Below are 12,300 nucleotides of genomic sequence, written 5' to 3' on the forward strand. Positions count from 1 at the left end.
AACCTTCCCGGGGTGGGACCACAGCTTTAGCCATGTGAACAGGGGTCTTGTTGACGGGCCACCACAAAGCTACCTACTCTCAATTCAGTAAATGGATAACCCGCCAATGAGGTCACGTGAGACCGACTGCCGGTGTTATCCGACCCGCATAACGATGTTGAGTATTCCCAATGAATCGGGGGGACCCGAAAGGATGGCGGTCTCGTGGCGATTGCTGCACTCGCAGATTCGGCGCAGGTCACAACCAGCGACCTCAAACCCGACCAGAACGGGCACGGACGCGCCCAGCAGTTCGACCAGCCGGGGCTGTGCATGGCCTCGCTCGACCCGGCTCTGACCATCCAGCAGGCGAACGAGGAGTTCTTCCGCCGGTTCGGCGACTCCTCGGCAGGCGTCTGCGGCCGTAGCTTCCGCGATCTGGTGCATCCCAGCGTCCAGCAGCCGCTGATGCGCCAGTTCTCCCGCCTGGTGGAGGGCAAGCGCCAGCGGTTCGCCTCGCATGTGGTGGCCGTGGGACCCGAGGACTCCGCGTTCGCGGGGACGCTGACGGCCGCGGCCGTCAGCGGGGAAACCCCCGACGTGGCCGCGATCCTGGTGCTCATGCGCTCCTCGGAGGGGTCCGAGGACGCGGGCGTGCTGACCAACCAGAAGAAGATCCTCACCGAGATCGACGCGCGCATTCTTGAGGGCATAGCCGCTGGTCTGTCCACGATCCCGCTGGCCTCCCGGCTCTATCTGAGCCGGCAGGGCGTGGAGTACCACGTGACAGGGCTGCTCCGGAAGCTCAGGGTGCCCAACCGGGCCGCGCTGGTCTCCCGGGCCTACTCGATGGGCGTGCTGAACGTCGGCACCTGGCCGCCGAAGGTCGTCGAGGACTTCATCAAGTGACCACGGCGGCGGAGCCGGCCGCCAACGGCTCTGTCCGCCGCGGTTGATACCGCCTATATCGCGGGAATCCGCCGCACCGCGCAGCCACCCGCCGCACCGCGCATCGACCCGCCGGACCGTGACGCCTCGACCGGGCGCCACGGTCCGGCGGGTTTCCGCGTTCTTGTCCGGCTTCCTTCACCGATCCGCTCCGCCGGCTATTTCGCCCGGTATCCGTCGCGCGTTCGGTTGGTCATGCGACCGTAAAATCCCTCTCGCCGAGTCCGCTTGTGCCGTCCCGGTTGTCTGTTTGCCGGGGCATTGCCGAAGACCGCGCCGAAGGCGTGTGCCGCCGCCGCGCGGTGAGTGAACCCGGCGGCGTGGCGATAGTGGAGTTCACATGTATGTGCTATTTCGCGTCGATGGCGTGCGAAAAACGTTTCACTTCGTCTCTACGACAGGTGCCCCGCGCCATGGAGAGTGAGCGGCCCACAGTAATTGTGCTGTGCGGCACATTTCGAAGCCCGATGTTCGAAGGGAATGGTTACCGTGTGGGTTTGGCCACCGCCGCGTGTGGTTTTGCTGACCGATTCGACCGGCGATTCCGGACGGGGCAACTGCGGTCGCGGATACTGTCGGCCGGAATCAGCCGGAAAATGTGGCCGAGAAGTGCCGGGTGCATAGTCGGGCGCCGTGGATTCGCCGGACGGCGCCTTTCCCCTCACGCCCTGCTTTTAATCCCCCGGCCGCAACCGAATCCGGACCGACCGTGGCTGAGCCACGGCCGGTCCGGAAGAGACCTCGATACGAGAGGCGGACACAGGTGCTGTGTGGGGGGCGATCAGACGGATCCTCAGCCGGCGGACGCCTGGTAGAGGCCGCGGCCGGCGCGGTGGGCCCGCGAGGTGCCGACGAGCCGGTCGAGGGTGCTGCGTACCGCGTTGATGCTGCCGGGGGTGCCGTCACGGCCCAGCGCCTGTGCCACATCGCGGGCACGGACGGGGCTGCCGGCGGACGCCGCGAGCACCGCGAGGATCTGCTCGGTCAGTCCGCTCGCCTGCTCGTCCGCCGCGGCGGGGGCGGCCGTCTTCTTCGCCGCACGGGTCTTCGTGGCCGTGGCGGGCGCGGACTTCTTGGCCGGGCTGCTCTTCCGCTCCTTGGGCGCCTGCGACTTCGCCCCGGAACCCCCGCCGGAGGTGCGCGCCGACGCCGACGCGGACTTACGGGACTTGCCCGCCTTGGCGGGTGCGGGCGCCGGCTTCTCCTCGGCGGGTACGGGGGCTTCCTCGGTGGAGGCTTCCTCAGCCGGTGCCTCCGTGGCGGGAGTCTCCGCCACAACGGTCTCCACGACGGGAGCCTGCGCGGCGGGAGCCGCTACGGCCGACGGTTCCTCGGTCCGCTGCTCCGGCACGGTCTCCAGCGCCTGGGGGGCATGGGTGAGTGCCTGCAGGGCGCCCAGGGCGGTACGTACCGACTCCAGGCGCTCGGTGACGCCGGCCAGTTCCCGTTCGAGTGACTGCTGCTGTGTTTCCAGCTGCGGCAGTTCATCGCGCAGGAGCGCCGTCGTGGTTTCGATGCTGTCCGGTGTGTTGGACGGGGATGTCATGGTGAAGCCCTCTCGTTCCGTGTCACCGCTGTTGTTGCCCCCGTTGGTGACCGCTGGAGAGCAGACTAGGCTCTGTTGCGTTGTGACTGGTAACGGATGAGCGCCGTACGGCCCGGGGTTCGGGGTGTCGAGCCCGTGCGCCGAGGTGTGAAACGGCCGCCTCGGCAGCCCAACTCCCCCTTGACGCAAGGGTGGTGTGAGACCGAGGAGCGAAGCGCCCGCCGAGAAGATGCCGTGGGAATTGGTTCCGCGGCCAGGCAGTGTGGCCGCACGTGGAACCCGGCGGTCGGTCGGAGCCGGGGGCCTCGGCGGCCGGGAGCCGCACAGCCCTGGAACGCGTGCGACATCCGCGCGTAACAGAACGGCAGCTCGAAAGACAAGCGTTGGTGTTACGGTCGGGGACACGCGGTCGCTGCTGCCCGCCGGTCTGCTTCCCTCGCTCGACAAGGCCGGTCGTACAGGAGACTTGTGTCCGCACCGCTTTTCCCCCGCCCCTCTGCCTCCACCGGGCGGTCCATGCCCGCATGGCTCACGCACCCCCTGGGCTGGCGCTCCGCGCCCATCCCGTGGACCGCCGCGCTCCGCGGCGCCCTGAGCGCCGGACCGCTGCTGGCGCTCGGCCTGCTGACCGGACACCTGAGCCAGGCGGTCCTCGCCGGGCTCGGCGCGATGCTCGCCGGTGTCAACGACCGGCCGGGTACGCGGCGTACCGGCGTGGTCCACATCGGTCTGCCCGCCGTCGGCGGCGCCCTCGGACTGCTGTGCGGGGGACTGCTCGCCGACGCCGGGAGCCGCTGGAGCGCCGTACCCGCGCTCTTCGCGGTGGGCTGGCTCTCCGGCGCGCTGAGTGTGACCGGCCCGGTGTGGTCGGCGGCGGCCATGCAGTGTCTGGTCACCGCGGCGATCGGCGCGGGGATGCCGATACCGGGCCCCGCGTGGCTCAAGGCCGTCTGCTATCTGGGCGGCGCGGCCTGGCTCCTGCTGCTCCGGTTCCTGCTGCGCGCCCCGCGCCACATCCTGCGGCGCGGCGCCCGCCGCGAGGGGGAACGCGAAGCCGTCGCCGCGGTCTTCGACGCGCTCGCCGACGCCCTCCACGCCCTCGGCGGACCCGACGCGGAGCCCGCCCGAAGGCGGCTGATCGCCGCACAGCACCGCGCGGACGAGTCGCTGCGCCTGATGCGGCTGCTGCCCTTCCCCAGGCCCTTCCCCAGGCCCTTCCCCGGGGCCTTCCCCGGCCGGCGCGAGGGCCGCGGCTCCGCCCAGGCGTACCGGATAACGGAGCGCTTCGCCGCCGCCACCGCCCTGTGCGAGGCCGGGATCGCGCTGCTGTGGGAGGGCAGGCCGCTGCCCCGGCAAGTGGCGGACGCACCGCGCCTGCTGGCCGCCGCCGTACGTACCGACTCCGCCCCCGGCGCGCTGGCGAGCCCCGTCTCCGACACGGTCCAGCGCGGCGCGTTCGACCGGGCGCTGCTGGCCGCCGCGGTGACCTTCGACCGTACGGCGCCGGGGCGGACGCCCGTACCGTACGAGCCGACGCGTCCGCCGCGCCCCCCGCGTCCGTCCCTGAACACGCGCGGCGCCCGCCGGGCGCTGAAGGAGCTGACCGCGCCCGGCTCGCTCCGTACGCTCGGCCGCGCGTTCGCCCCCGCCAGGCGCGAGAACGCGCTGCGCGTGGCGCTCTGCGTCGCGGCCAGCGCCGCCGTCGCGCTCAGCCTCCATCAGACCCACTGGTACTGGCTCCCGGCCACCGCGGCGTTTCTGGTGAAGCCCGATCTGGGGCCGCTCTTCTCCCGTGTGGTCAACCGCGTCGCCGGCACCGCCACCGGCGTGCTCGTCTTCACGGTCCTCACCCTGGCCATGGCGGGACTCGGCGGCCTGTGGTGGCTGGTCGCCGTGGTCGTGGCGGGCGGTGCGCTCATCCCGGTCGCCACGCGCCACTTCGGCTTCCAGACCGCGGTGGTGACGCTGCTCGTCCTCTCCTTCGTATACGCGGTGGGTGACACCGAGGCGACCGCCGCCCGGCTGCTGGACACGGCACTCGCCTGCGGGATCGTGCTGCTCGTCGGCCACCTTCCGCATCTGACGGACCCGCGTGTGCGGGTCGGCCACCGCTTCGCCGTCGCGCTGCGCCGCACGGAGCGGTATCTGCGGCACGTACTCGACGACCCCGGGACCGCACCCGCCACCTCCGTACCCGCCACCTCCGTACCCGCCACGTCCGCGGGCGCTTCGGGCACAGTGGCGGCGCCCCGTGGCGGAGACGCGACGGGCATCGCGCTGCGGTACGCGGCGTACCGGGCGCTCTCCGAGGCGCGGGCCGCCGCGGAGACGGCCGCGGCCGAGTTGCCGGGGCCCCACCGCGCACACCGTCACGACTGGCTGGCCGTCATGGCGCGCGCGGAGCGCATCGTCGACGCCGCCACCGTCTGCGCCGTACGCGTCGAGCAGGGGGTGCCCCGGCCCACGCCCACCGAGGCGCGGTGGGTGACCGGAGCGCTGGCCGCGATGGCGGACGCGCTGGAGGGCGGCCGGGATACCCCGATGCCCGTGCTGCCCCCGGTCCCGAAGGACTGCCGTTCGCTGCGCGATGTGATGACCGAGCTGCACGGCATCCAGTCCCTGACCACCGTCGCCTGAGACGGCGCCGGTCATCACCACCCCGGCAGGCGGACGCGTCCTGTCCCGTACGGTCTCGTACGAACCCGTCCCGTGACACCGTTCACACCGTCATGCCGTCATGCCGTCAGGTGACGGTGACGGCCGGGACGGCGGCCGACCGTGGCTGTTTGCGCCGGGTGAGCGGCTTCTCGATGAGGTAGTGGGAGGCCGTGGCGGCGGCGAAGCTGGCGGCGACCGTGGCGGTCGCGTGCCACGCGGCGTCCACGCCCAGATCGGAGACCAGCCGGCTGAGCGGGTAGTGCCACAGATAGAGGCCGTAGCTGAGGTTGCGGCCGACCCAGACGAGCGGGGCCAGGGACAGTCCCCGGGAGAGCCAGGTACGCGGCTGGAGTTCCAGCGCCGCCACCACCGTCGCCGACAGCACGGCGGTCACCAGGAAGCCGACGGTGTACCAGGGCATCGTCCAGGCGCTGGCGCCGGTCATCGGTACGTACCAGACGATCAGCGCCAGGACCCCCAGCGCGGGCCAGGCCAGCCGCGCCGACCATCGCCGCAGCGCGGCCAGCCGCGGGTCGTCCGTATGCAGCCGGGCCACCAGGACCGCGAGGACCGCACCGGCCAGCAGCTGGTCCGCGCGGGTGTCGACGCCGTTGTAGATGCGGTGCGCCGCCGTCGGGTTCCACAGGATGAAGCGCCAGACCAGTGGCAGCAGACACAGCGCCGTGGCGCAGAGCAGCACGGTCCGCGCGCCGACCCGCCGCAGGAGCAGCACCAGAACGGGCGGCCAGAACAGGTAGAACTGCTCCTCCACACTCAGCGACCAGGTGTGGGACAGCAGAGAGGTGTCGCTCGAATAGGTGCCGGGCTGGGCGGCCCTGACGATATTCATCAGGAAGGTGGCGGCCAGCACGATCGCCGCCCACGCGCCGTCGAAACTCGGCAGCCGCGTGGTGAGCGCAAGGACGGCGCACACCGCGCAGACCGCCAGCAGGGCGGGGACCAGTCGCAGCCAGCGCCGCCAGTAGAAGGACCGCATGGCGACGTCGCCGGTACGGGCGAACTCGGCCAGCAGCAGCCGCGTGATGACGAAGCCGCTGATGGTGAAGAAGACATCCACCCCCAGGGCGCCGCCCGGCAGCAGGCCCGGTTCCAGGTGGTAGACGATGACCACCCCGACGGCCAGCGCCCGCAGCCCGTCCACGCCCCGGACCCGTCCGTCGGCCCGCAGCGCGGAGGGGAACCCGCGCCCGCCCCTGACGAGCCGGCCCTCGACCCGTCGTGGGAGGAGAGCCAGAGCGACACCGGGCCGGGCGGCGTGGTGTCCGGCCCGGTCGGGTAGGTGTACGGCAGCGGTGCCCGCGCTGCCTCGTGCGTCCGCGGTGGGTGGGGTGTCCATTCAGTGCCCGTGCCCAGGATGCGGCGGCGCACGCGACAGTTAACGGAAATCTCAGAAACACCACACGTCCGCCGCGCACCGGCGTGAAAGCCCGGTGTCGAAGGGAGCGGCTACTTCAGCGGCTCGGCGAAGAGCGGGACGACCTTCTCCAGCGCGTACGCCACCGAGAACACCGAGTCCGTCGAGAAGGCCGCACTGAGGGTCTCGTCGTCGAACACCACCGAACGGCCCGCCTTGACGGAGGGGACGGCCCGGTACAGCGGGTCGTCGGCGATCTTCGAGGCGGGGATCCCGATGGGGGTCATCACCGTCAGATCGGCGTCGAGCAGATCGAGGTTCTCGCGGGAGACATCGATGTAGAACGACGCGCCTGCCTTGGCGTCGACCTCCGGGTTGTTCTTGAAGCCGAGGCGCTCGACGAAGTCGACGCGGCCCGTGCCGTGCACATACGCGCCGAACCCGTCGCTGGTCCGGGAGCCGAGGGTGATGGTCTTGTTCTTGAACTCGGGGTGGGCGGCGGCCGAGTCCTGGAACTTCTTCTCGGTCTCGGAGATGAGCGCCTCGCCCTTCCCGGGAACACCGAGGGCGGTCGCGACCATCTCGGTCTGCTCGCGCCACGAGATCTTGTACTGGTCGCCGCCCTTCGGGACGCCGACGGTGGGCGCGATCTTGCTGAGCGTGTCGTAACGGGACTGATCGCCGCTGGACTTGGTGTCCAGGATCAGATCGGGCTTGAGGGCCGCGATCTTCTCGAACTCCGGCTCCAGTGTGCCGATCATCCGGGGGCTCTTCTTGTAGAGGCCCTTCGCCCAGGGGCCGACCCCGTCGCCGCCGAACGCCAGCCAGTCGCTGGCTCCGACGGGCTGACCGCCGAGCGAGAGCACGGCCTCGGCGTCGCCCCAGCCCAGCGCGACGACGCGCTCGGGCCGCTGCTTCAGGGTGATGTCGCCGAACTTGGTCGCGACGGTGGCGGGGAAGGCACCGTCCTCGGCACCGGACGCGGCCTCCGGTGAGGCGCTGCCGGAGTCCGATGTGGTGCCGCAGGCCGTCAACCCCACGACGAGGGCGGCGAGTACGGCCCACAGCGCGACGGAAGCCGGCCGGGAGCGGTGTGCGGGGGGAGCGGAGGGGTTCTTTCGCGATGCCATGGATTTAGGTTAGCCTACCCTAAATCATGCCTGAACCGGGGTGATGTGATGACGCCCGATCGGTACGATCATGGGCGTGCCCGAGGCGGGGTCCTCGGCGACCGAACAGCGCATCCCGAACACCTCCGTGACCAGCTCCGCCGTCACGATCTCCGTGGGCGCGCCCTCCGCCACGATCCGCCCGTCCTTCATCGCGACCAGCTGGTCGGCGTACCGGCAGGCCAGATTCAGATCGTGCAGGACGACCGCGATGGTCGTGCCGTACTCACGGTTCAGATCGGTCAGCAGGTCCAGTACATCGAGCTGGTGGCTGATGTCGAGGAACGTCGTCGGCTCGTCCAGCAGCAGGATGTCCGTACGCTGGGAGAGCGCCATCGCGATCCACACCCGCTGCCGCTGGCCACCGGACAGCTCGTCGACCGGCCGCCCGGCGAGCTCCAGCACATCGGTGGCGAGCAGCGCCCGCGCCACGGCCGTGTCGTCCTCGGCCGTCCAGCGGCGGAACCACCCCTGGTGCGGATAGCGGCCGCGGCCCACCAGATCGCTCACGGTGATGCCGTCCGGCGCGACCGGGCTCTGCGGCAGGATGCCGAGCACCGACGCCACTTCCTTGGTCGGCATCTCCTGGATGCTCCTGCCGTCCAGGAGCACACTGCCCGAGGACGGCGCCAGCAGCCGGGCCATCGAACGCAACAGGGTGGACTTACCGCAGGCGTTCGGGCCGACGATCATGGTGATCGCGCCGGGCGGTATGTCCAGACTCAGCCCGCTGACGACCTCGCGGCCGTCGTAGCCGAGCCGGACGTCCCGCGCCGCCAGCGTGTGTTCCGCACCCATGCGCAGATCCTTCCGTTCCATCGGTCAGCCGCCCTTCCCCACACGGTTCGAGCGCGCCAGCAGCCACAGCAGATACGGGGCACCGATCATGCTCGTCACCACGCCCACCGGGAACTGCACGGAGCCCAGCAGATGTTGTGCCGCGAAGTCCGCGACGCTCACGATCAGCGCCCCCGTCAGCGCGGCGGGCAGCAGCGCGGCGCCCTGGCGCGGCAGCAGCCGGCGTGCGATCGGCGCGGACAGGAAGGCCACGAAACCCACCGGGCCCGCCGCGGCCGTCGCCACCCCCGCGAGTGCCACCGCGCAGCCGATCAGCGCCGGCCGGCCGCGCTCCACCCGGGTGCCGAGGCCCCGCGCGGTGTCGTCCCCGAGCTGCATCGCCGGCAATGAGCGCGCCGCCAGGAAGGTCAGCGGTACGAGCACCACCATGGCCCCCAGCAGCGGCCACATCTGCTCCCAGGACCGGCCGTTGAGGCTGCCCGTCAGCCACGCGAGGGCCTTCTGCGCCTCGGTCACCGCCGAGCTGGTCAGCAGATACGAGACCAGGCTGGACAACCCCGCCCCGACGCCGACACCGACCAGCACGAGCCGGTATCCGGCGACGCCTTCGCGCCAGGCCAGTGCGTAGATCGCCACCGCGGTCAGCAGCGCTCCCGCCAGGGCGCAGACCGAGAGCGGGAAACCGCTGACGCCGAAGACCGCACTGGCCAGCACACCCGCGGCGCTCGCGCCCCAGGTGATACCGATCATGTCGGGGCTGGCCAGCGGGTTGCGCAGCAGCGTCTGGAACACCGCCCCGGACAGCCCGAACGCCGCCCCCACCAGCAGACCGGTCAGCGCGCGCGGCAGCCGCAGCTCGATGATGACGAACCGGGAACCTGCGTCGCCCCCGCCGGCCAGGGTGGCGACGACCTCGCGGAGCGGTACGACGAAATCGCCCACGGACAGCGCCAGACACAGCGCGGCGAACGCGGCGGCCAGCAAAGCGGCGGAGACGGCGGTGGCACGGGCCCGGCCCGCCCGGCGGACCAGGGCGACCTCCCGTACGGCACCGGCCAGCCGCTCCTCCGTGAGCGCACCGCCCGGGGGTCGTATCTCTCCGGCCGTGTCACCCGTCACGTCCGACGCCAACTCCCTCACAGCTCCACCAGATTGCGGCGGCGCACCAGCATCACGAAGGGCACCGCACCGATGGCGGCCGTCACGATCCCCACCTGTACCTCGCCGGGTGAGGCGATGACCCGCCCCACGATGTCCGAGACCAGCACCAGAACGGGCGCCAGAAGCAGGCTGTACGGCAGGATCCAGCGGTAGTCCGGGCCCGTGACGACCCGCGCGGCATGCGGGACGAGGAGGCCGACGAAGCCGATGGGCCCGGCGATCGCGGTGGCCGCGCCGCACAGCAGCACCACAGCCGCGGCCGACGCCAGCCGGGCCGCCCCCACGCGCTGCCCCAGCGCCCGCGCGAGGTCGTCACCGAGCGAGAGGGCGTTCAGCCGTGGACCGAGCGCCAGCGCGAACACGGCGCCCACACCGATGAACGGCAGCGCCTGCCAGAGCACGTGGGGATCCCTGTCGGCGAGCGAGCCGACCTGCCAGAAGCGGAACTGATCGAAGGTCTGACGGTCCGTCAGCAGCATGGCGGTGGTCAGCGAACCGAGTACGGCGCTGGTCGCCGCGCCGGCGAGAGCGAGCTTCACGGGCGTGGCGCCCTCCCGGCCGAGCGAGCCGATGCCATAGACCAGCAAGGCAGCGCCGAGCGCACCGAGAAACCCGAACCAGATGTACCGCGACGGCTCCGTCAGCCCGAGCACACCGATCGCGAACACCACGACCACCGACGCACCCGCGTTGATCCCGAGGATGCCCGGGTCGGCCAGCGGATTACGGGCCACCCCCTGCATCACCGCCCCGGCCAGGCCCAGCGCCGCGCCCGCCAGCAGACCGGCGACCGTACGCGGAATACGTACCTCCCGCACGATCAGCTGCCCCTTGTCGGACAGATCGGGATCGAGCAGCGCACGGACCACATCGCCCGCGCCGGCGTCTCCCGAACCGACCACCAGACTCGCCCAGGTCGCCACCGCGAGCACACCCGCCGTCAGCAGCAGACCCACGGCGAGCAGCGGACGGCTCCGGACCGCACGACCGGCTTTCCCGGTCTCCACGCCGGTCAGCGAGTCCGCCGTCACGCCCCGCGGGCCTTCGAACCGATCGTGCCCTCGCGCATGTGTGCCGCCCTCACTGCCTCTCCGCGACCGGCTGTCCACCGGGCGGAACCTCACCATCCAAAAAGTAAGGTGACCCTAACATTGAAGCGCGGGCGTGCGCGCACCCCTCCGGGAGAGCTCACTCACGGCGCGCGTACGGGCTCTCCGGCCGCGGATGCGCGGGCTCACCGGGGCGGCTGATACAGCTCGGTCAGAAGGGTGACGGCGGCGTCCGTCGCCGGGTGGGGGTCGTGCCGGGGCCAGATGAGCCGGACCACGATCGGCGGCGCGTCGCGCAGCGGCCGGAAGACGATCCCATGGCGTCGGTACTGGCTGACGGTGCTCTGCGGGGTGATGCCGATGCTGCGGCCGGTGGCGATCAACGCCAGCCAGTCGTCGATGTCCTGGGTGAACTCCACCGTCGGCCGGGCGCCGTCCGGCCAGAGACCGGCCGTGGTGGTGCCGGTGCGCCGGTCGACGAGGATCGTCCGCTCCCGGACTTCGTCCAGCCCGAGGGAGCGGCGCTTGGCCCAGGGGTCGTCGGCGGCCAGGGGCGCGTCAGGCCGATCCGCGCCGCACCAGTTCGGTGGGGAGAATCACCGTGGACGTGTCCTCCCCGCCGATCTGCGCGAGCAGCACCCGCACCATCTCCGAGCTGATCCGGTCCCACGGCTGCCGGATCGTGGTGAGAGCGGGCCGGGTGTCCAGCGCCGCCGGTGAGTCGTCGAACCCGCCCACCGCCACATCGTCGGGCACCCGGCGGCCCGCGTCCCGCAGCGCGCTCAGCACGCCCTGAGCCATCAGGTCGGACGCGACGAACACCGCGTCCATGTCCGGTGCCCGACGCAGCAGTTCGGCGGCGCACGACTCGCCGCTCGCCCTGCTGTAGTCCCCGGTGGCGACCAGCCGTTCATCGGCCTCGATACCGGCCTCGGCGAGCACGTCCCGGTACCCGGCGAGCCGTTCGGTGCCGCCCGGGGTGTCGAGCGGACCGGTCACCGTGGCGATCCGCCGGCGTCCGCTCCGTACGAGATGGCGCACCATCTCCCGCGCGCCGTCCCGGTCGTCGGCCGCGACATAGCTGACCCGCGAGCTCTGTCCCAGCGGCTTGCCGCAGGCCACCAGCGGGACGCGCGCCGCGCGCAGTTGCTCGGCGACCGGGTCCCCGGAGTGACTGGACACCAGCAGCACACCGTCCACATGGCCGGCCGTGATGTACCGCGTGATCCTGCGCCGTTCGTCCTTCGTACCCGCGATCATCAGCAGCAGCGGAATGTCGTGGTCGGCCAGCGCCTGCGTACAACCGCGCAGCAGCACATTGAAGTTGGGGTCCTCGAAGAAGCGCTCCTGCGGTTCGGTGAGCAGAAAGGCGACCGAGTCGGACCGGCCCGTGATCAGACTGCGCGCGTGCCGGTTGACCACGTAACCGGTCTTGCGGATCGCGGCGTTGACCGCCTCCTCCGCTGCCGGGCTCACATAGTGGCCGCCGTTGAGCACGCGCGAGACGGTGCCCCGTGAGACACCCGCCTCCCGTGCCACGTCATGGATCGTGGGCGGCTTGCGCCGGCCGTTGCTGCCCGTGCGGCTCATACGTGTCGTTCTCTCATGATCGTGCCT

At 71.4% G+C, this 12,300-nt stretch carries 9 protein-coding genes and 1 pseudogene; 2 read left to right on the forward strand and 8 right to left on the reverse strand.

Features of this window, described 5'->3' with window-relative positions; all coding sequences use genetic code 11:
* The first annotated feature begins 306 nt into the window (after window positions 1–306).
* On the forward strand, window positions 307–888 hold the full coding sequence (locus IF11_RS0114775; RefSeq protein ID WP_338119915.1) for a LuxR C-terminal-related transcriptional regulator: 582 nt from the start codon (window positions 307–309) through the stop codon (window positions 886–888).
* An 832-nt stretch (window positions 889–1,720) separates the two neighbouring features.
* Here IF11_RS0114775 and IF11_RS0114780 read toward each other — a convergent pair.
* Window positions 1,721–2,473, reverse strand: coding sequence for a hypothetical protein (locus IF11_RS0114780; RefSeq protein ID WP_030352038.1), 753 nt, complete (start codon window positions 2,471–2,473; stop codon window positions 1,721–1,723).
* A gap of 516 nt (window positions 2,474–2,989) precedes the next feature.
* Here IF11_RS0114780 and IF11_RS0114785 point away from each other — a divergent pair.
* A complete protein-coding gene (locus IF11_RS0114785) occupies window positions 2,990–5,110 on the forward strand; it encodes an FUSC family protein (RefSeq protein ID WP_037727787.1) in 2,121 nt (706 codons plus the stop codon).
* 106 nt (window positions 5,111–5,216) lie between these two features.
* Here the strand turns inward: IF11_RS0114785 and IF11_RS0114790 are convergent, their stop codons facing one another.
* The 7 genes and pseudogenes from IF11_RS0114790 to IF11_RS0114820 form a co-directional block, all read right to left on the reverse strand.
* Window positions 5,217–6,488, reverse strand: coding sequence for an acyltransferase family protein (locus IF11_RS0114790; protein ID WP_078490689.1), 1,272 nt, complete (start codon window positions 6,486–6,488; stop codon window positions 5,217–5,219).
* Window positions 6,489–6,598: 110 nt separating this feature from the next.
* Entirely contained in the window at window positions 6,599–7,636 is a 1,038-nt protein-coding gene (locus IF11_RS0114795) for an iron-siderophore ABC transporter substrate-binding protein (protein WP_030352041.1), read from the reverse strand.
* A gap of 24 nt (window positions 7,637–7,660) precedes the next feature.
* A complete protein-coding gene (locus IF11_RS0114800; RefSeq protein ID WP_030352042.1) occupies window positions 7,661–8,473 on the reverse strand; it encodes an ABC transporter ATP-binding protein in 813 nt (270 codons plus the stop codon).
* Window positions 8,474–8,497: 24 nt separating this feature from the next.
* On the reverse strand, window positions 8,498–9,592 hold the full coding sequence (locus IF11_RS0114805; protein ID WP_240627682.1) for a FecCD family ABC transporter permease: 1,095 nt from the start codon (window positions 9,590–9,592) through the stop codon (window positions 8,498–8,500).
* A gap of 17 nt (window positions 9,593–9,609) precedes the next feature.
* On the reverse strand, window positions 9,610–10,665 hold the full coding sequence (locus IF11_RS0114810; RefSeq protein ID WP_240627681.1) for a FecCD family ABC transporter permease: 1,056 nt from the start codon (window positions 10,663–10,665) through the stop codon (window positions 9,610–9,612).
* 203 nt (window positions 10,666–10,868) lie between these two features.
* Window positions 10,869–11,234: pseudogene (locus IF11_RS0114815) on the reverse strand (LysR substrate-binding domain-containing protein); the annotation flags it as partial.
* 7 nt (window positions 11,235–11,241) lie between these two features.
* Window positions 11,242–12,273, reverse strand: a complete 1,032-nt coding sequence (locus IF11_RS0114820; RefSeq protein WP_030352046.1) for a LacI family DNA-binding transcriptional regulator — start codon at window positions 12,271–12,273, stop codon at window positions 11,242–11,244.
* Window positions 12,274–12,300: the final 27 nt, after the last annotated feature.

This window comes from Streptomyces scopuliridis RB72, assembly GCF_000718095.1.
GTDB classification, from domain to species: Bacteria; Actinomycetota; Actinomycetes; order Streptomycetales; family Streptomycetaceae; genus Streptomyces; species Streptomyces scopuliridis.